This window comes from Sphingosinicella xenopeptidilytica (assembly GCF_042676985.1).
GTDB lineage: Bacteria > Pseudomonadota > Alphaproteobacteria > Sphingomonadales > Sphingomonadaceae > Sphingosinicella > Sphingosinicella xenopeptidilytica.
This window is the reverse complement of the sequence record NZ_JBHTIK010000005.1, coordinates 186,971-206,009: the sequence shown is the minus strand read 5'-3', so window position 1 is coordinate 206,009 and position 19,039 is coordinate 186,971. Positions and strand designations below refer to the sequence as shown.

The window sequence follows — 19,039 nt, the reverse complement described above, 5'->3', positions numbered from 1 at the left end:
TATTCCCTGTATGCGTACCGCGAAGTCCATTACTGCTCCCCCCGCCGCTCTCACGCCGCGTCTGCTGCCGCCCTTTGGCGAGCCTGTCACCACCGCCAGCTTCGGCATCGGCGAAGTGGTGCGGCACCGCTTTTTCCCGTTTCGCGGCATTATTTTCGATGTCGATCCGGAGTTCGCCAACACCGAGGAATGGTGGGAAGCGATTCCCGAAGACATCCGCCCGGCGAAGGACCAGCCCTTCTATCACCTGCTCGCCGAGAACGACGATCAGACCTACGTGGCCTATGTCAGCCAGCAGAACCTGCTGCCCGACGAGAGCCGCGCGCCTGTGCTGCACCCCGCGGTTTCCGAGATGTTCGAGCGGATGCCGGACGGCAGCTATCGGCTGAAATCACGGCATCGCCATTGATGGCGAAAGCTGTGCTGAATCGGTTGACATTCGCGCCCACGGCCAGTAGCTAGCTGCGCTTTCCGCAGGCATCGGCGTGTTTCCACGCGCGGGTGTCTGTTGTTCAATTTCTGGGCCTAAGGTAGCCAAAGCCATGTTCGCAGTCGTGCGCACGGGCGGCAAGCAGTATCGCGTTGCCGCCGAACAGAAGATCACAGTCGACCGCCTGAAGGGCGAAGTCGGCGAAACCGTCCAGCTGGGCGATATCCTTGCCATCGGCGAGGGCGGCGAACTCAAGGACGTGGCTGGTCAGGTCGTTTCTGCCGAGATCGTGGCGCAGCCCAAGGGCGACAAGGTCATCGTCTTCAAGAAGAAGCGCCGCCACGGCTATCGCCGCCGTAACGGCCACCGCCAGCTGCTGACGGTGCTGAAGATCACCGCGATCGGTAAGGCCGCTGCGAAGGCGCCGAAGGCCGCGAAGGCGGAAGCCGCACCGGCCGTGGAAGCCGCCGCCGAGCCGGCTGAAAAGCCTGCGAAGAAGGCCCCGGCCAAGAAGGCCGCGCCTGCGAAGGCCGCTGCCAAGACCGACGCCGAGTAAAAGAGGAGTTTGAACCATGGCACATAAGAAAGCTGGCGGTTCGTCGCGCAACGGTCGCGATTCGGCAGGCAAGCGTCTTGGCGTGAAGCGCTTCGGCGGGCAGGACGTGCTCGCTGGCAACATTCTCGTCCGTCAACGCGGAACCAAGTTCTACCCGGGCCGTAATGTCGGCATCGGCAAGGACCACACGCTGTTCGCGCTCGTCGAAGGCCGCGTAGCGTTCCACGACGGCAAGCTTGGACGCAAATTCGTCAGCGTCGATCCAATGCCGATGGCAGCGGAATAGCGAGGCGGCCCGCTTGATATACGGCCGCCGGGTAGGCGGCCTCTGAATCTGGTGCATACGCACAGGGAAAGGGAGATGGGTCGCCATCTCCCTTTTTTCGTCTCTCCCCTTCCCGATCGGGCATGGAGCGAGAGATGTTTGCAAGAACGAGACGGCTGTTTCTAAGGCCGGCGTGGCCGGAGGACGCCGCGGCGCTAGCCGCCACGATCGCCGACGCGGCGATCGTCCGCAACCTCGCGACCGCGCCGTGGCCCTACGGCATCGAAGACGCGCGCGAGAAGATCGCGAGGGACGCGGACACGCCCCCGCACGAGGCGAGCAGCCTCATCTTCCTGCGCACGGACGGCGCGCCGGAACTCGTCGGCAGTGTCGGCTTCGGAAGGTGGAACGACAAGATCACCATTCCCGAGATCGGCTATTGGGTGGCGCGGCGCCACTGGGGCAAGGGCATCGCGGTCGAAGCCGCCGAAGCGATCATCGCGGCCGCCTTCCTCGGCGCTCGCAACGACATGCTCGGCGCGGGTCACTTCATCGACAACCCGGCCTCTGGCAAGGTTCTGAGAAAGCTCGGCTTTGTGCCCACGGGAGAGATCGTGCCCCACTATTGCCGCGCGCGCGACTGCGAGATCGACTCGGTGGAATACCGCCTGTCACGCGAACGCTGGCTAGATCGCGTCGGCATGTATAGGGAAGCGGCATGAAGTTTCTCGATCAGGCAAAGATCTACCTGCGCTCCGGCGGCGGCGGCCCCGGTGCCGTATCGTTTCGCCGTGAGAAGTTCATCGAGCAGGGTGGACCGGACGGCGGCAACGGCGGCAGGGGCGGCGACATCATTTTCGAAGCTGTCGAGGGCCTCAACACGCTGATCGACTTCCGCTACCGCCAGCACTTCAAGGCGCCGCGCGGCGAAGGCGGTGCCGGCCGCAATCAGACCGGCGCATCGGCCGAGGATCTTGTGATCCCCGTCCCCGTGGGCACGCAGATTCTTGCCGACGACGAGGAGCATTCTCTGCTCGCCGATCTCACCACGGTCGGCGAGCGTATCACCTTCCTGAACGGCGGCATGGGCGGGCGCGGCAACGCCTCCTACAAGACCTCGACGAACCGCGCGCCGCGCCAGTCGCAGCCCGGCATCCCCGGCGAGGAGATGTGGGTGTGGCTGCGGCTGAAGCTGCTGGCAGACGCGGGCCTGCTCGGCTTGCCGAACGCGGGCAAATCCACCTTCATCAATGCCGTGACCAATGCCAACGCCAAGGTCGGCGCCTATCCGTTCACGACGCTGAAACCGCAGCTCGGCGTCGTGCTGCACCGCGACCGCGAGTTCGTGCTCGCCGACATCCCCGGCCTCATCGCGGGCGCTGCGGACGGTGTCGGCATCGGCGACCGCTTCCTCGGCCATATCGAACGCTGCCGCGTGCTGCTGCATCTCGTCGACGCGAGCGCGCCCTCGCCCACCAAAGCGTACCGCACCATCGTGGACGAGCTGGAGGCTTATGGCGCGGGGCTTGAGGACAAGCCGCAGGTGGTTGCGCTCAGCAAGATCGACCTCATCGACGCGCGCGGGCGTGCCGCCAAGCTGCGTGCGCTCGAAAACGCTTGCGGGCAGAAGGTCCATCTGGTTTCCGCCGCCACCGGCGAAGGCCTGACCGAAGTGCTCGATGCGCTGCTGACCGTGATCGGCGAACCCGCACGCGGAGCACAGAAAGAGGCGGACAAACAGGCAGCATGGTCACCGATCTGAGCCCCTTTTCGCCCGGCAACTGCAAGTGTCTGGTCGTCAAGGTAGGCTCGGCCCTGCTTGTCGACGAGGACGGCAAGCTGCGCCGCGAATGGCTGCAAAGCCTGGCCGCCGACATCGCGGACCGGCGCACGCGCGGCCAACGCATCGTCGTCGTCTCCTCGGGCGCCATCGCGCTCGGCGCCCGGCGGCTCGGGCTACCGAAGGGTGGGCGCGCCTGCCTTGAAGATGCGCAGGCCGCTGCTGCAACGGGCCAGATTCTGCTAAGCCAGGCGTGGGCCGAACTGCTTGGTGACAAGGGCATCACCGCTGCGCAGATGCTGCTGACCCTCGGCGACCTTGAAGACCGCCGCCGCTTCCTCAATGCCGCCGCCACGCTCGAACGGCTGCTCGGGCTCGGTGTTGTGCCGGTGCTCAACGAGAACGACAGCGTCGCGACCGAGGAAATCCGCTTCGGCGACAACGACCGTCTTGCCGCGCGCGTTGGACAGGCCGCAGCCGCAGAGGGCGTGCTCCTCCTTTCCAACATCGACGGTCTGTTCACCGCTGATCCGCGCAGCGACCCGGATGCGGAACTCATCGCGCGCGTCGACGATATCGACGCTGTGCTGAAGCGTGTCACGCTCGGCGAAAGTGCTGCAATGGGCTCAGGCGGCATGGGAGCCAAGGTCGCCGCCGCGCGCATCGCCTGCAAGAGCGGCATTCCGCTCGGCATCGCGCAGGGCACGGCCCCCAATCCGCTCGCACGACTGGAGGAAACCGGCCGCTGCACAGTGTTCGCCGCCGTCTCGGCGAGCCGCGCACGCAAGGCGTGGCTCGCGGGCCGTCTCACCTCCGCCGGGCGCCTCACGATCGATGCGGGCGCGGTAAAAGCACTTCAGCGCGGCGGCAGCCTGCTCGCGGCAGGCGTGCGGCACGTGGACGGCAAGTTCGCGCGCGGCGACGCCATCGAGATCGCCGACGAAAGCGGCCACGTGCTTGCGCGCGGCCTTGCGGGTTACGATATCGCCGATGCGCGCGCCATCGCGGGCAAGCGCACCGAGGCGCAGGCGGAGCTCCTCGGCTATGCGCCGCGCTCCGCCATGGTACACAGGGATCATCTGGTATTGTTATGAGTGAGATCGAAACCCGCATCGCCGAGATGGCCACCGCTGCCCGCGCCGCATCGCGCGCGCTCGCGGCGATGCCGACCGCGCGCAAGGCCGCAGCGCTGAAGGCCGCCGCCGGCGCGATCCGCGCCGCCGCGCCCGCGATCCTCGCGGCCAATGCCGAAGACATGAAGGCCGCCGAGGCGCGCGGCACCTCGGGTGCGATGCTCGACCGGCTGCGGTTGGATGATGCCCGCCTCGAAGGCATCGCGGCGGGCGTGGAAGCTGTGGCCGCTTTGCCGGACCCTGTGGGTGCGCCGATCAAGGGCTGGACGCAGCCGAACGGCCTGAAATTCGAGCAGGTGCGCGTGCCGCTCGGCGTCATCGGCATCATCTACGAAAGCCGCCCGAACGTCACCGTGGACGCAGGCGCACTGTGCCTGATGTCGGGCAACGCCTGCATCCTGCGCGGCGGCTCCGAAGCGCTTAGCACGTCGAAGGCGCTGCACGCAGCGTTCATCGCGGGGATCGCCAGCGAAAGCCTTCCTGCCGACGCTGTGCAGCTCGTGGACACGTCCGACCGCGCCGCCGTGGGCGTGATGCTGGGCGCTGCGGGCCTTATCGACATCATCATTCCGCGCGGCGGCAAGGGCCTCGTCGCGCGCGTGCAATCCGAAGCGCGCGTGCCCGTGCTCGCGCACCTCGACGGCATCTGCCACGTCTACATCGACCGCGATGCGGACGCGGACAAGGCCGAAGCGATCGCGCTCAACGCCAAGCTCCGCCGCACCGGCATCTGCGGCGCGGCGGAAACACTGCTGATCGACAAGGCCGCCGAGGCGACCGGCGCGCGCGTCGTGAAGGCGCTGCTCGACGCGGGCTGCGAAGTGCGCGGCGACGACGCCGTACGGGCCATCGATCCGCGCGTGGTGGCGGCGGACGATGCCGACTGGGGCACCGAATATCTCGATGCGATCATCTCCGCGAAGGTGGTGGACGGGGTGGGCGGCGCGGCCGAACACATCGCCCGCCACGGCAGCGCGCACACCGAGAGCATCATCACCGAGAACGCCGAGACCGCGAACCGCTTCCTTGCGGGCGTGGACAGTGCCATCGTGATCCACAACGCCTCCACTCAGTTCGCGGACGGCGGCGAGTTCGGTTTCGGTGCCGAGATCGGCATCGCCACGGGCCGGCTCCATGCACGCGGCCCGGTCGCGCTCGAAGGCCTCACCACCTACAAGACCGTGGTGCGCGGCAACGGGCAGGTGCGCCCCTGATCGCCGCATGACTCCGCTTTCGATCCTCGACCTCTCGCCCGTCGTTCAGGGCAGCAGCGTCCGGCAATCGTTCGCGAATTCGGTCGCGCTCGCGCAGGCGGGTGAGCAGCTCGGCTACCGCCGCATCTGGCTCGCCGAGCACCACGGAATGCCGGGCATAGCGAGCGCCGCAACCTCCGTGCTGATCGGCCATATCGCGGGCGCGACCTCAACGATCCGCGTCGGTGCGGGCGGCATCATGCTGCCGAACCACGCACCGCTGCTGATCGCCGAGCAGTTCGGCACGCTCGACGCGCTCTACCCCGGCCGCATCGACCTCGGCCTCGGCCGCGCGCCCGGCTCCGATCAGAAGGTCTCGCAGGCGATCCGCCGCGATCTCCACGCCGCTTCCGAGCGCTTCCCGCAGGACGTTCAGGAGGTGATGGCCTATTTCCGGGGTGAAGGCCCGGTCGTCGCCGTGCCGGGCGGCGGCGCGAACGTGGACGTGTGGGTGCTCGGCTCCAGCCTGTTTGGCGCCAGCCTTGCTGCACACCTTGGCCTGCCCTACGCTTTCGCCTCGCACTTCGCACCGCAGGCGCTCAGCCAGGCAATCGAGGTGTACCGCGGCTACTTCAAGCCATCCGCTTACCTCGACAAACCTTACCTGATGCTCGGCTACAACGTCATCGCCGCGGATACGGATGAGGAGGCCGCCGTGCTCGCGACCTCCCAGCAGCAGGCATTCGTCAATCTCGTCACCGGCCAGCCGGACCGCTTGCCGCCACCCATCCCCGGCTACCGCGAATCGCTCCCGGCAGAGCTGCAGGCACACCTCGCCCGCACCCTCTCCTGCTCCGCCGTGGGTAGTGTGGAGACCGTGGCGCGGCAGATGCAGGCGTTCGTAAAAGAAACCGGCGCCGACGAGCTGATGGTCACCGGCATGATCTTCGACCACGCCGCCCGGCTCCGCTCCTACGAAATCGCCGCGCAGGCAGCGGGGCTGTAGTGGCGCGGATCGGGCTTATCGGCGGGTCGTTCAACCCGGCGCATCAGGGCCACCGGCATATCAGCATCGAAGCGCTCCGGCGGCTCGCGCTCGATGAGGTGTGGTGGCTGGTGAGCCCGCAGAACCCCTTGAAAGACAAGGCGGGCATGGCGCCGCTCGCCGCGCGCATGGAGTCCGCGCGCCGCGCCGCGCGCCATCCGCGCATCCGGCCTACCGACATCGAAGCGTCACTGGGCACCGCCTACACCGTCAATACGATCGCCGCGCTGAGGCGCGCGTTCCCGCAGCACCGCTTCGTCTGGATCATGGGCGCGGACAATCTGTTGCAGTTCAGCCGCTGGAAACGCTGGCGCGACATCGCGCGCGAAGTGCCGATTGCCGTTATGGCGCGGGGCGACTACATTGGGCGAGCACGCCGGGCTCCGGCCATGGCGTGGCTTCGGCGGCATATCCGCGGCGAAGCGCGTGCCAAACTCTGGGCTGAATGGGAGTTGCCGGCGATAGTGATCCTTTCGATCCCGCTCGATCCCACCTCCGCCACGGCGATCCGCACGCGCGATCCGGGATGGGCGAGCCGAATTGGTGCAACGAACCCGAAGGGATAAGGATTGTCTCCCAGCAGCGCCGCGGCAACGCCCGGCGACCATGAAGGCGGAAGCTCCGAAGAGCTGCACGCCCTCATCCTGAAGTCGCTCGACGACGATCAGGCCGTCGATGTCATCGACATTCCGCTCAGCGGAAAAACGCAAATCGCCGATCACATGATCATCGCCAGCGGTCGCTCCACGCGGCAGGTGGCATCGATGGCGCAGAAGCTCGCCGAAAAGATCAAGGCGGACCTCGGCCGCGTGGTACGCATCGAAGGCCTGCCGACCGCCGACTGGGTGCTGATCGATGCGGATGACGTGATCGTTCACCTGTTCCGCCCCGAAGTCCGCAGCTTCTACAACCTCGAGAAGATGTGGGCCTTCGACAAGACGCCGGCGGCGGCCGCAACCGCCTGAGGTGCTTCTGCATGTCATCGCGCGCGGACGCATCGGGCGCGGCCCGGAAGCCGATCTCGTCGAACGTTACCGCGCGCGGATGAGCTGGCCGTTTCGCATCACCGAGCTTCCAGACAAAGGCGGTCGTATGCCGCCCCCAACGGGTGACTGTCGCACGGTGGCGCTGGATGAGCGCGGCGAGAGCCTGGCCTCAACGGCGCTTGCCGACCGGCTCGGCCGCTGGCGCGATGACGGCGTGCGCGAAACCCGTTTTCTGATCGGCGCTGCTGACGGCCACGATGCGGACACGCGGGAAGGCGCAGACCTTCTCATCAGCTTCGGCAAGGCGACATGGCCCCACCTGATGGTGCGCGCGATGCTCGCCGAGCAGCTTTACCGGGCGACGTCGATCCTCGCCGGTCATCCCTACCACCGCGAGGGCTGATGCGCGCCGCGGCCCTCGCCTTCCTGTTCCTCGCCGCAGCCGCGCCCGCGGACAAGGCAGAACAGGATGCGCTGAAGGCCGATTCCCGCGCCGCCGCACTGCGCCGCGATGCCGATGCGGCCGACGACAGGGCACGAAGCGCACGGCAGACGGCGATCGACCTTGCCCGGCGCATCCAGAACGGCGAGGCGCGCGTGAGCGCCATCGAGGCCGGAACCGCCCGGCTCGAACGGCTGCGGCGTGAGCAGCGCGCCCGGCTCGCCGCGCAGCACGGTGAGATCAGTCGACTCCTCGCCGTGCTTCAGACCCTGAGCCGCAGGCCGGCGGGCCTCGTGCTCCTCGAGCCTTCGTCGGCGGTCACCACCGCCCGCGTCAGTGCGCTTCTGGAAGCTGTGCAGCCGACGCTTCGGACCCGCACCGCAGAATACCGCCGCGCGCTCGTCGACTCCCGCGCCGTGCAGGCCCGGCTCATCACGTCGAAGCAGCAACTGCTGGCCGCCAACACTGAGCTTTCGCAGGCGATCCGCCAACTCGATGGCGTGCAGGCCGACCTCCGCGCCGAACGCGACTCGCTCGATCGCGAGGCCGACGAGGAGCGCGCGCAGGCGCGCGCGCTTGCCGCAAAGGCGATGGACCTGCGTGGCCTCGCGGGCGCATTCGATGATAGCGCGGGCACGAACGCCCGGCGGCTGGCACCGCCCCGGCCCGTCCGCACAGCCGCCGCGCCCCTGCCCTTCCCCTACCTGCAGCCCGCGGCGGGCAGCATCGTGGAAGGCTTCGAGGACATGAGCCGCGTCGGCGTCCGCGCGCGCGGCATCACGCTCGCAACGCGCAAGGGCGCGCAGGTCGTCGCCCCGGCAAAGGGCCGGATCGCCTACGCCGGGCCGTTCCGCACCTACGGCGATATCGTCATCGTCCAGCATCCCGGACGTCTGCTCAGCATGATGTCAGGCCTCGAACGCGTCGATGTGCTTGTCGGAGAGACCGTATCGGCCGGAACGCCGATCGGCCGCATGGGATCGTTGGAGCCCGAGCTTTACCTCGAACTCCGGCAAGGCGGCCGCCCGATCGATCCCGCGCCGCATGTTCGCAAAACAGGCCGCGATGGCTGAAATCCGTTACTCGCCAATTCATCGGCGCGCGGCTATGATGGCTGCCGATGCGCTGGGACAGAGGGCCGTACCGCCGGTCACGACAAGGAAGAAGTGATGTCTCGTAAGCTTTTGCACACGCTGATCCCCGCCGTGGCGATCGCGCTCATCCCCTCGACGACCGCCGTGCAGGCGGCGAACCCGGCGAGCACCTATCGTCAGCTCGACCAGCTGATGGACGTGTTCGAGCGCGTGCGCGCCGAATATGTGGACGAGGTGACCGACGAGCAGTTGATCGAAGGCGCGATCAACGGGATGCTCTCCAGCCTCGATCCGCACTCGAGCTTCCTCAACATGCGCAACTTCGAGCGGATGCGGACGCAGACCGAGGGCGAATACGGCGGTCTCGGCCTCACCGTGAGCCAGGAAGACGGCGTGGTGAAGGTGATCGCGCCGACCGACGACACGCCGGCCGCACGCGCGGGCATCAAGGCCGGCGACTACATCACGCACATCGACGGCGAACTCATCTACGGTCTGTCGCTTGACGACGCGGTCGACAAGATGAAGGGCCTGCCCGGCACCACCGTGAAGATCAGCGTCGTGCGCACCGGCCAGCAGAAGCCGATGGAACTGACGCTGAAGCGCGAAGTCATTTCGCTGAAGCCGGTGAAGTCCGAAGTGAAGAACAACATCGGCATCCTGCGCATCTCCACCTTCAACAAGCAGACCGGCGAAGCGACGCGGCAGGCGATCGCCAGCATGGAGAAGCAGGCTGGCGGCAAGCTGCTCGGCTTCGTGATCGACCTGCGCTCCAACCCCGGCGGTCTTCTCGATCAGGCGATCGAGGTGTCGGACGCGTTCCTCGAACGCGGCGAGATCGTCTCGCAGCGCGGCCGCCGCAAGGGCGACGTACAGCGCTACTACGCGCGCGAAGGCGACGACACGAAGGGCAAGCCGATCGTCGTGCTCGTCGACGAAGGCTCGGCGTCCGCCGCGGAGATCGTCGCGGGCGCGCTGCAGGATCACCGCCGCGCGCTCGTCCTCGGCCAGCGCAGCTTCGGCAAGGGCTCTGTGCAGACGCTGATCCCGATGACGCAGGACACGGCGCTCCGGCTCACCACGGCGCGCTACTACACGCCCTCCGGCCGTTCGGTGCAGGAAGCGGGCATCGAGCCCGACATCACCGTGCCGCAGCTTTCGGATGCCGATTACAAGGAACGCCGCGTGATCCGCGAGGCGGACCTCCGCCAGCACCTGCGCAACGACGCGGTGAAGGACAACAAGATCATCGAGGAAGACGACAAGGAGAACCCGCGCTTCACGCGGACCGCCGCCGATCTCGAAAAGGCGGGCGTGAAGGACTACCAGCTCGACTACGCGATGAAGGTTATCGGCCGGCTCGGCCCGCAGCCGGTGCAGACCGCAGAGGTGTCCCGCTGAGCGAAGACATCGCCCCGCGTCGGGGCCGGGGACTGCTGCTCGCGCTTGGCGGCGCCGTGCTGTTCATTGGCCTTGCGACCGTGTTCGTCGAGCTGCTGCGGCCGCTCGCGCCGAGCCATGCCGCCGCGCAAACCGGCGATGTGCCGCGCCGCGCGCTGCCGCCGGAAGCCAAGGTGAAAGCGAAAGACGCCGCCGCTGCCGGCACGCTGCGCCCGCCGATCGCGCAGGTTCCCGTCACCGACATCGACAAGCCCGAGATCGACGAGACCCGGCTTGCAGCAGGTGCAACGCCGCCCGCCCGCGCGGCCGTACCCGCAGCGCCGATCCCGGCAGGGCCGATCGTCGCCATCGTTCTCACGGAGCTTGGCCCCAACGCCACCGCCGCGAAGGCTGCGATCGATCGGCTGCCCGCCGCCGTCAGCCTCGCCTTCTCGCCCTATGCCGACGCCTCGCGCGACCTTGCGAAGGCCGCGAAGGCGGGCGGGCACGAGGTGTGGCTCTCGGTTCCGATGCAGCCGAAATCGTATCCGCGCGTCAATCCGGGCAAGAACGTACTCCTTACCGGCGAGGCGCCTGCCGAGAACGTGCGTCGGCTGGATTGGGCGCTGTCGCGCGTCGAGGCGCCGGTCGGCGTCACCAACATGATGGGCAGCGCCTTCACCGAAAACGCTGCTGCGATGCGCCCGGTGCTGGACGCGGTGAAGGCGAAGCGTCTGTTCTACGTGGACGCGCGCTCCTCCGGGCGCTCGGTCGGCGAGACGGAAGCCCGTGCCATCGGGCTTGCCGCCGCCACCAACGACCGCTTCCTCGATGAGCCGGAAACCGCCGCGAATATCCGCAGCAACCTCAATGCCCTCGTCGCCACGGCGAAACGCCGCGGCTATGCAGTCGGCTATGCCCGCCCCGTCTCCACCACGATCGGCGAGATCGAGCGCTGGTCGGCCGAGCTCGAAGCCAAGGGTGTGACGCTTGTGGGTGCCAGCCTCGTCGCCCGAAAGGCCAGCAATGACTGACCGGCTGCGCCTCGCGCACCTCCTGCTGCTGCTTGGGCCGTCCGCGCTTCTCGGCGGCGCCTTCGCGTTCCAATATATCGGCGGGCTTCACCCCTGCGAGATGTGCATCTGGCAGCGCTGGCCGCACGCCATCGCGCTTATCCTCGGCAGCCTTGCGCTGTTCGTGCCGGGCGCAGGCAAGCGAGGGCTGCTTCTGCTCGCCGCGCTCGCGGAGCTCGTCACTGCGGGCATCGGCGTGTTCCACGCGGGCGTCGAGCAGCGCTGGTGGCAGGGCCCAAGCGCATGCAGCGCCACCGACCTCGGCTCCGGCGATTTCTTCTCGAACGTGATGGCGACGCCGGTCGTGCAGTGCGACCAGATCGCGTGGTCGCTGGCGGGCATTTCGATGGCCGGATACAATGCCATACTTTCCGGGTTGATCGCGGGAGTCGCGCTGTGGCTGATCCTGAAACGCTGAAACGCCCCCTTCCGGGCGACCGCGGCGCAGACACCGCCTCAATGCTGCGCGTCGATCAGGCAGGCGAATATGGCGCGGCGCGCATCTATTCCGGGCAACTCGCAGTGATGGGGAACCGTCACCCGGACAGTACCGAGATCGCGCGGATGCGCGCGCAGGAACAGCGCCACCTCGACGTGTTCAACCGCATGGTCGTGGAGCGCGGCGTGCGGCCGACGGCGCTGGCGCCCTTCTGGCACGTCGCAGGCTATGCGCTCGGCGCGGCGACCGCGCTGATGGGACCGCGCGCGGCGATGGCGTGCACCGCTGCCGTCGAAACCGAGATCGACCGCCACTATGCCGAGCAGGCCGAAGCGCTTGGCGACAGCGACCCCGAGCTCAAGGCCCGCATCGAGGAGTTCGCCGAGGAAGAACGCGAGCACCGCGCCACCGCCATCGCGCATGGTGCCGAGCAGGCCCCAGCCTATCCGCTGCTCTCCGCCGCGATCCGCGCGGGATGCCGGGCGGCGATTGCGATTTCCAAGCGGGTTTAGTTTGCCGGTTCGAGCCTGTCGTTGACGAGGCGACCCTGCCGCGTGAGCTGCGCGACGACGACCATCGGCTCGCGACGCAGCATGTCCTCAAGCCTGGGCGCACTCGTTTCGGAAACGAAGATCCGGCTCGAAAACTCCGGCACCTGCCTGGGCACGCCGCCGAAGCGCCTGATGTTGCTGCCGTTCACATCAATGTAGGCTGGGCAGGCCGTGCCCGGCGCCACCATCGTCGCCACCATCTCTCCCGCCTCCTCGGACAGGCAGAGACCGCAGGCCGCACCCGTGCAAAGCGCGGGATCGCCGGCCACGCGCCAGTCGTAGCGGAACTGGATGAAGCGGCCGCGGATGGGATCGCGCGGATCGAAGCCCGCGATGGGAATACGCCATTCGGAGGCACCCGAAAGCCCCGCCTCGCGCGCGGCGATGCTGAGCACGAGCCCCACGAGCGGGAGCAGCAGGGCAAGGGCAAGCCAGCGCTTCATGCCCGCTTCCTCCCGACGAGAGCGAACACCCGCCGCCAGCCGAGCGCGAGCGCGATGAGCAGCACTCCACCGATGATGAGCCCGGCACCCGTCGTCGCCAGCGAACCGAACAGCTCGAAGTAGATGATGAAGATGCGAATGCCGATGGCTGCAATGGCAACGCCGAAGAGTGCACGCCAGCCCGAGGCGATCGCGGCGCGGGCGATGACGCCCCACATCGCCATGTAGATGAGTGCACCGACAAGCCGAGCAGGCCAACCATCCGCATGAGGAACCACGGTCGCGAGTAGCAGCGCCGCCATCGGCGCGGCGACGATCGGCAGCAGCATCGCCTGTGGGACCATTCGCCAGCGGCGGCCGATCCACACTGCCGCTGCGGCGATGACGACCGGCACGACGAGACGAACCGCCATCTCACCGGCTTCGGACGACGTGACGGTGCCCGCCCACACGAAATGCGCGAAGCTGACGCCGCCGAGCCACACGAGGACCCCGACCTCGCGCAGCCCGTCCGCGAAGCTGAGGCGGCTGCGCCACGGCAGCAGCGACAGGCCGATGAGGATCACGGGCCCCGCGATCGCGACTCCGTGGATGAAATACCAGAGGCCATCCGCGTGCTCGTTTTCCAGTGCCAGCGAAGCCAGCGTCCACAGCAGCATGCCCGCCCAGCCGTAGGCCACGAGCCGCGTGCTGCCCGCGATCAGCATCGCGGGCGTCATCAGCACGAGCCAGGGTACGAGCGCCTGCCACATCGGGCCGGTGAGTTGATAAACCTGGGAATGCAGCGCGATGCCAGCGAGGACGAGCGCTGCCAGCAGGAACAGCGCGCCTTCCTTCAGCCAACGATTGCCCCGCGCAGCGCCTATCCAGACGGCGGCAGCAGCAGCGGCGGTGAGCGCCAGATGGACGCCGAGCTTCAGCCAGTCGGCGATAACGTCCCAGTTCGCCGCGACGATGAGCGCGAGGCCGAGCGCCAGCGCGAACAGGCCAAGGCCGACGATGGCCCAGAGCACATAGGGGCGATCGTTCGCCTCCTCGTGAACACGAATACGCGCGGCGGCATCGGCATCGATGAGACCGGCTGCGACCCACGCCTCGAGCTTGCTCTCCAGCGACATGGCGCGGACTGTGGCGAAGTCGCGCTGCCCTGTCTAGGCGGCGAGAAATGCCTTTTCTTCGGCAATGGGCGCCGCGAAAGATGGCCGCGACAGGATCGTCGGCAGCCACGCGCCAAGCCGCGGGTGCGTCGCGCAATCGACATCGAGCGCGCAATGCGAAAGATTCACGAACGGGCTCGCCACAGCGATATCCGCAAGGCTGAGCGCCCCGCCGACGAGGAAACCACCCGGCTCCGGCACGACGCCTTCGAGGTAATCGAACAGCCGGGGCAATTCGGCGATGCCCTGCTGCACCATGTCTTCATTCCCCGCCTGCTTCAGAAAGCGCGGCGCAACGACACGATTGAAGAACACCTTGCCGCCCGTGAGCGCAACGATGGTGTCGCCGAACTCGTCATACCAGACCGCACGGCCGAGATCCTCGGGCGCCTGCGGAATGAGACGGGGTTCGGGATACTTCGCATCGAGATAGTGAACGATGGCGGAGGAATCAGAGATAGCGAAATCGCCGTCGCGAAACGCCGGCATCTTCCCGAACGGCGAGATCGAGAGGAAATCGGGATCGCGCGCCGGAAGGCCCGAGGGAATCAGATCGTAGTCCAGCCCCTTCTCGGCAAGCACCACGACCACCTTGCGAACGAATGGCGACAGCGTCGACCCGTAAACCTTGATCATGCGGCCCTCCCCGATTGCGATTCTACTCGGTCAGCTCATCCCATTTCGCACGAATCTTCGCGAAGAACCCCTGACTTTCAGGACAGCTCCCGGCCTCGGGCTCCAGCGCCTGGAACTCTTCCAGAAGCTCGCGCTGGCGCTTCGAAAGCCGCGTCGGCGTTTCGATCTCGACCTCCACGATGAGATCGCCACGCCCGCCACCGTTCAGCGGCGGCATACCCTGGCCGCGCCGCGAGAACTGCTTGCCGCTCTGCGTGCCGGCCGGGATCTTGAGCTCCACCGCCTCGCGGTCGATCGAGGGCACTTCGATCGCGCCGCCGAGCGCCGCGAGCGTCATCGGCACGGGCACCTTCACGTAGAGGTTGGTACCGTCGCGCTCGAAGATGTCATGCGGTTCGAGGTGCACGAAGATGTAGAGATCGCCCGGCGGTCCGCCCCGCGCGCCGGCCTCGCCCTCGCCCGACAGGCGAATGCGCGTGCCGTCGTCGACGCCCGCGGGGATGCGCACGTCGAGCGACTTGTGTTTGTCGACCCGGCCCGCGCCGTGACATTCCTTGCACGGGTCGGAGATCACGCGGCCCGCGCCGTGGCAGTTCGGGCAGGTCCGCTCCATCAGGAACATGCCCTGCTGCACGCGCACCTTGCCGTGGCCGCCGCAGGTGCCGCAGGTGTTGGCGGTGGCACCCGGCGCCGCGCCCGAGCCGCTGCAGGGCTCGCAGGCCGTGGCGACATCGATCTCGATGGTGCGGGTGTTGCCCGCGAAGGCTTCCTCAAGGCTGAGCTTCAGGTCGAAGCGCAGGTCCGCGCCGCGCATCGCGCTGCTGCGCTGCCGCTGGCGGCCGCCGCCCATGAACTCGCCGAAAATGCCTTCGAAAATGTCGGCGAAGTCGCCAAACCCGGCACCGCCCGCGCCATTGCCGGGTCCGCCGTTCTGGAACGCGGCCTTGCCGTAGCGATCATAGGCAGCGCGTTTCTGATCGTCCTTCAGGCAATCATAGGCTTCGTTGATCGCCTTGAACTTCGCCTCGGAATCGGTGCAGCCACCGTTCTTGTCCGGGTGATACTGCATTGCGAGACGCCGGTAAGCGGACTTGATCGTCGCGCCGTCGGCCGTCCGCTCGACGCCGAGTACCTCGTAGTAGTCCGCTTCAACCATAGACTCTGACCGCCCCCGCTGGCGCGAGGGCTACCCGTTTCCAGGCAGCCCTCGTTTCCAACCTACGCCTTCTTGTCTTCGTCGACTTCCGAGAACTCGGCATCGACGACGTCTTCGTCCGAAGTAGACGAAGTGGAGGCCTGTGCATCGCCTTCGCCCGACGCGGCCGCGGCTTCCGCCTTGTAGATCGCTTCGCCGAGCTTCATCGCTTCCTGCGCGAGCGCCTGCGTCTTGGCGTTGATGTCGTCGACATCGTCGCTGTCGAGTACCGACTTCAGCGCGGCGACGGCGGTTTCGATGCCGCCCTTCGTGGAGGCATCCACCTTGTCGCCATGCTCGGCGAGCTGCTTCTCCGTCGAGTGGATGAGGCTGTCCGCCTGGTTGCGGGCCTCGGCCTTCGCGCGGCGCTTCTTGTCCTCGTCGGCGAACTTCTCGGCGTCCTTCACCATCTGCTCGATGTCGTTGTCCGAAAGGCCGCCCGACGCCTGGATGCGAATCTGCTGCTCCTTGCCGGTGCCCTTGTCCTTCGCCGAGACGTTGACGATGCCGTTGGCGTCGATGTCGAACGTCACCTCGATCTGCGGCACGCCGCGCGGCGCCGGCGGGATGCCGACGAGATCGAACTGGCCGAGCGCCTTGTTGTCGGCGGCCATCTCGCGCTCGCCCTGGAAGACGCGGATCGTCACCGCGCCCTGATTGTCCTCGGCGGTCGAGTAAACCTGGCTCTTCTTCGTCGGGATCGTCGTGTTGCGATCGATCATGCGCGTGAACACGCCGCCCAGCGTCTCGATGCCGAGCGACAGCGGCGTCACGTCGAGCAGCAGCACGTCCTTGACGTCGCCCTGCAGCACGCCCGCCTGAATGGCGGCGCCCATGGCCACAACCTCATCCGGGTTCACGCCCGTGTGCGGTTCCTTGCCGAAGAACTTCTTCACCTCTTCGCGAACGAGCGGCATGCGCGTCATGCCGCCGACGAGGACGACCTCGTCGATCTTGTCCTTGTCGAGCCCGGCGTCCTTCAAGGCCTTGCGGCACGGCTCCAGCGTGCGGGCGACGAGATCGCCGACAAGCTTTTCGAGGTCGGCGCGCGTGATCGTCTTCACGAGGTGCTTCGGGCCGTTCTGGTCGGCGGTGATGAACGGCAGGTTCACCTCCGTCGCCTGCGCGGACGACAGCTCGATCTTCGCCTTCTCGGCAGCTTCCTTGAGGCGCTGCAGCGCGAGACGATCGGAGCGGAGGTCGATGCCTTCGTCCTTCTTGAAACCTTCGGCGAGCGAATCGACGATCTTGGCGTCGAAGTCCTCACCGCCGAGGAACGTGTCGCCGTTCGTGGACTTCACCTCGAACACGCCGTCGCCGATCTCGAGGATCGAGACGTCGAACGTGCCGCCGCCGAGATCGTAGACCGCGATGGTCTTGCCGTCGTTCTTCTCGAGCCCGTAAGCGAGCGCCGCCGCGGTCGGCTCGTTGATGATGCGCAGCACCTCAAGACCGGCGATCTTGCCGGCATCCTTGGTGGCCTGGCGCTGAGCGTCGTTGAAGTACGCGGGCACGGTGATGACCGCCTGCGTGACGGTTTCGCCGAGGTAGGACTCGGCGGTTTCCTTCATCTTCTGCAGGATGAAGGCAGACACCTGCGACGGGCTGTAATCCTCGCCGCCGGCCTTCACCCACGCGTCGCCATTGCCACCCTTCACGATGTGATAGGGGACGAGCGCCATGTCCTTCTTGGTAACCGGATCGTCGAAACGGCGGCCGATCAGACGCTTCACGGCGAACACCGTGTTATCCGGGTTCGTCACCGCCTGACGCTTCGCCGGCTGACCGACGAGACGCTCGCCGTCCTTCGTGAAAGCGACCATCGACGGCGTCGTGCGCGCGCCTTCCGCGTTCTCGATAACCTTGGGCTTGCTGCCTTCCATCACGGCGACGCAGCTGTTGGTCGTGCCAAGGTCGATACCGATTACCTTGCCCATATCTCCCGTGCTTCCTCTTTCAAATTCCAAGCAGGAACAAACGATTGATCCCGCCGCTGCGCAGATTTGCCGCAGCGTCGTTGATCCACGCGGGCGATGTAGGAACAGCGCCAGCGCCATACAAGAGCGTGTGCACACCCCCGATGCGATTTGCGCCTTCGATGAGGACGTGCTGCCGCATGGTGCAAACGCCCCGAGCTGTGGCATGAAGCGTTCGTGCGGAGCGTGGATGTCTCTGGCGAAGGATACAAGATCGTGGCGCGTATCGACAGAAACCTTGGAATTGCGGCGTGTGTGACCGCGCTGTTGCTGCTCGTGGCAGCGGCAGTCGGCGGACGGGCGCTTGCTGCCCCCCCCGTCCCTCCGGCCGTGAGCAATGCCTGGATTCGCCTGCCTGTCGTCGCGGGCCGTCCGGCCGCGCTGTATGCGACGATCGCGGGCGGTGCGATGGCGGACCGGCTGATCGCCGTGGAAGGCCCCAAGCCCGCACGATTCGAGCTGCACGCGACGAAGGCCGAAAACGGCGTGATGCGCATGGTCCCGCTCGTTGGCCTGCCCGTGAATCCGAGCCAGAAGATCGAGCTGAAGCCCGGAGCCATGCACGTGATGGTGTTCGGCCTGCCGGACACGAAGCCCGATTCGCGCGTGCCGCTGACCTTCGTGTTCGAGAAGGCCGGCCGCGTCGCCGTTTCCGCGCACGCGATGAGCGCAACCGCACCGGAAATGAAGGCCGGAGAGCATTCGCATCATTAGACCGCTGACGGACGGTGAGCGGACGATGGCGCGCCGCGCCTTCGGCGACGCGATCGACCTTGCGCGCGTCACCATCCGGCAGGCGAAATGGTGGTGGCTGCAACCGGCATGGGTGGTGATGGCGCCCGACGGGCACATCTGGTTCCATCCCAACAACGCCTCGTGGCGTGACGATTTCAGCCGGGCCTCGCTGTTCCTTCAGGGCCTCATCGTCCACGAGCTTACGCACGTGTGGCAGCACCAGCAGGGTGTGAACCTGATCCTCAGGCGCGGGCCGCTGGCGCGCTACGACTATCTGCCCCTGAAAGCGGGCCTCAGCTTCTCTGGCTATGGGCTTGAACAGCAGGCGGAGATCGTCCGCGACGCCTATGTGAAACGCATGGGCGGCGAGGTGCCGGGAACGCCGCCACTTGCCACGTACGACGCGCTGCTCCCGTTTCGGTCGGAGAGCGGTGGGCGGGGTATTGTCTAGAGCGGACTTGCGTGTCCCCTCATCCCGAACATTCGGGCTCTGAACAGGGTTCTTCCAATACATATCCGAAGCGCCAGCG

The 19,039-nt window shown here is 67.0% G+C and carries 23 protein-coding genes; 18 read left to right on the top strand and 5 right to left on the bottom strand.

All coding sequences use genetic code 11. The annotated features are described in order from the left end of the window. Positions 1-10 precede the first annotated feature (10 nt). The 16 genes from hspQ to ACFQ00_RS09000 all read left to right on the top strand — a co-directional run bounded on the left by hspQ (position 11) and on the right by ACFQ00_RS09000 (position 12,328). On the top strand, positions 11-409 hold the full coding sequence (gene hspQ / locus ACFQ00_RS09075) for a heat shock protein HspQ (protein WP_374597457.1): 399 nt from the start codon (positions 11-13) through the stop codon (positions 407-409). A gap of 133 nt (positions 410-542) precedes the next feature. Beyond that, entirely contained in the window at positions 543-986 is a 444-nt protein-coding gene (gene rplU / locus ACFQ00_RS09070; protein WP_374597455.1) for a 50S ribosomal protein L21, read from the top strand. 16 nt (positions 987-1,002) lie between these two features. Beyond that, a complete protein-coding gene (gene rpmA, locus ACFQ00_RS09065) occupies positions 1,003-1,272 on the top strand; it encodes a 50S ribosomal protein L27 (protein ID WP_121047484.1) in 270 nt (89 codons plus the stop codon). A 134-nt stretch (positions 1,273-1,406) separates the two neighbouring features. Next, positions 1,407-1,973, top strand: coding sequence for a GNAT family N-acetyltransferase (locus ACFQ00_RS09060; protein ID WP_381489275.1), 567 nt, complete (start codon positions 1,407-1,409; stop codon positions 1,971-1,973). Continuing rightward, on the top strand, positions 1,970-3,013 hold the full coding sequence (gene obgE / locus ACFQ00_RS09055) for a GTPase ObgE (protein ID WP_381489270.1): 1,044 nt from the start codon (positions 1,970-1,972) through the stop codon (positions 3,011-3,013). Before ACFQ00_RS09060 ends, obgE begins: the two co-directional genes overlap by 4 nt. Further along, the gene (proB, locus tag ACFQ00_RS09050) at positions 2,998-4,125 is read left to right on the top strand and encodes a glutamate 5-kinase (protein ID WP_381489267.1); all 1,128 of its coding nucleotides are present in this window, start codon (positions 2,998-3,000) and stop codon (positions 4,123-4,125) included. Before obgE ends, proB begins: the two co-directional genes overlap by 16 nt. Further along, the gene (locus tag ACFQ00_RS09045) at positions 4,122-5,378 is read left to right on the top strand and encodes a glutamate-5-semialdehyde dehydrogenase (RefSeq protein ID WP_381489264.1); all 1,257 of its coding nucleotides are present in this window, start codon (positions 4,122-4,124) and stop codon (positions 5,376-5,378) included. The genes proB and ACFQ00_RS09045 overlap by 4 nt, the downstream gene beginning before the upstream one ends. A gap of 7 nt (positions 5,379-5,385) precedes the next feature. Further along, complete coding sequence (locus tag ACFQ00_RS09040; protein WP_381489261.1) at positions 5,386-6,363, top strand: LLM class flavin-dependent oxidoreductase; 978 nt, start codon at positions 5,386-5,388, stop codon at positions 6,361-6,363. After that, the gene (locus tag ACFQ00_RS09035; protein WP_381489259.1) at positions 6,363-6,968 is read left to right on the top strand and encodes a nicotinate-nucleotide adenylyltransferase; all 606 of its coding nucleotides are present in this window, start codon (positions 6,363-6,365) and stop codon (positions 6,966-6,968) included. The genes ACFQ00_RS09040 and ACFQ00_RS09035 overlap by 1 nt, the downstream gene beginning before the upstream one ends. A 3-nt stretch (positions 6,969-6,971) precedes the next feature. After that, the gene (gene rsfS / locus ACFQ00_RS09030) at positions 6,972-7,367 is read left to right on the top strand and encodes a ribosome silencing factor (protein ID WP_121047477.1); all 396 of its coding nucleotides are present in this window, start codon (positions 6,972-6,974) and stop codon (positions 7,365-7,367) included. A 1-nt stretch (position 7,368) separates the two neighbouring features. Then, entirely contained in the window at positions 7,369-7,791 is a 423-nt protein-coding gene (locus ACFQ00_RS09025; protein ID WP_381489255.1) for a 23S rRNA (pseudouridine(1915)-N(3))-methyltransferase RlmH, read from the top strand. Then, the gene (locus tag ACFQ00_RS09020) at positions 7,791-8,903 is read left to right on the top strand and encodes a murein hydrolase activator EnvC family protein (RefSeq protein ID WP_381489252.1); all 1,113 of its coding nucleotides are present in this window, start codon (positions 7,791-7,793) and stop codon (positions 8,901-8,903) included. The genes ACFQ00_RS09025 and ACFQ00_RS09020 overlap by 1 nt, the downstream gene beginning before the upstream one ends. A gap of 96 nt (positions 8,904-8,999) precedes the next feature. Then, positions 9,000-10,325 carry a S41 family peptidase gene (locus tag ACFQ00_RS09015; protein WP_381489250.1) on the top strand — a complete coding sequence of 442 codons (1,326 nt, stop codon included), beginning with the start codon at positions 9,000-9,002 and terminating at the stop codon, positions 10,323-10,325. A 56-nt stretch (positions 10,326-10,381) separates the two neighbouring features. Continuing rightward, on the top strand, positions 10,382-11,338 hold the full coding sequence (locus ACFQ00_RS09010) for a divergent polysaccharide deacetylase family protein (RefSeq protein ID WP_381489247.1): 957 nt from the start codon (positions 10,382-10,384) through the stop codon (positions 11,336-11,338). Then, positions 11,331-11,795 (top strand): disulfide bond formation protein B, encoded by a 465-nt coding sequence (locus tag ACFQ00_RS09005; RefSeq protein ID WP_381489244.1) that lies wholly within the window; start codon positions 11,331-11,333, stop codon positions 11,793-11,795. Before ACFQ00_RS09010 ends, ACFQ00_RS09005 begins: the two co-directional genes overlap by 8 nt. Before the next feature lie 41 nt (positions 11,796-11,836). After that, positions 11,837-12,328: a demethoxyubiquinone hydroxylase family protein gene (locus ACFQ00_RS09000; protein WP_381490877.1), complete on the top strand. Its 492-nt coding sequence runs from the start codon at positions 11,837-11,839 to the stop codon at positions 12,326-12,328. Here the strand turns inward: ACFQ00_RS09000 and ACFQ00_RS08995 are convergent. The 5 genes from ACFQ00_RS08995 to dnaK form a co-directional block, all read right to left on the bottom strand. After that, positions 12,325-12,810 (bottom strand): GDYXXLXY domain-containing protein, encoded by a 486-nt coding sequence (locus ACFQ00_RS08995; protein WP_381489241.1) that lies wholly within the window; start codon positions 12,808-12,810, stop codon positions 12,325-12,327. The genes ACFQ00_RS09000 and ACFQ00_RS08995 overlap by 4 nt on opposite strands. Then, positions 12,807-13,928: a DUF2157 domain-containing protein gene (locus tag ACFQ00_RS08990; protein ID WP_381489238.1), complete on the bottom strand. Its 1,122-nt coding sequence runs from the start codon at positions 13,926-13,928 to the stop codon at positions 12,807-12,809. Before ACFQ00_RS08990 ends, ACFQ00_RS08995 begins: the two co-directional genes overlap by 4 nt. Positions 13,929-13,961: 33 nt before the next feature. Then, a complete protein-coding gene (locus ACFQ00_RS08985) occupies positions 13,962-14,603 on the bottom strand; it encodes a glutathione S-transferase family protein (RefSeq protein WP_381489235.1) in 642 nt (213 codons plus the stop codon). A 22-nt stretch (positions 14,604-14,625) separates the two neighbouring features. Continuing rightward, positions 14,626-15,759, bottom strand: a complete 1,134-nt coding sequence (dnaJ, locus tag ACFQ00_RS08980) for a molecular chaperone DnaJ (protein WP_381489232.1) — start codon at positions 15,757-15,759, stop codon at positions 14,626-14,628. A gap of 62 nt (positions 15,760-15,821) precedes the next feature. After that, positions 15,822-17,735: a molecular chaperone DnaK gene (gene dnaK / locus ACFQ00_RS08975; protein ID WP_381489229.1), complete on the bottom strand. Its 1,914-nt coding sequence runs from the start codon at positions 17,733-17,735 to the stop codon at positions 15,822-15,824. A gap of 255 nt (positions 17,736-17,990) precedes the next feature. Here dnaK and ACFQ00_RS08970 point away from each other — a divergent pair, with 255 nt between their 5' ends. After that, entirely contained in the window at positions 17,991-18,488 is a 498-nt protein-coding gene (locus tag ACFQ00_RS08970) for a copper chaperone PCu(A)C (RefSeq protein ID WP_381489225.1), read from the top strand. 25 nt (positions 18,489-18,513) lie between these two features. Further along, complete coding sequence (locus ACFQ00_RS08965; RefSeq protein ID WP_381489222.1) at positions 18,514-18,960, top strand: vgr related protein; 447 nt, start codon at positions 18,514-18,516, stop codon at positions 18,958-18,960. Positions 18,961-19,039: the final 79 nt, after the last annotated feature.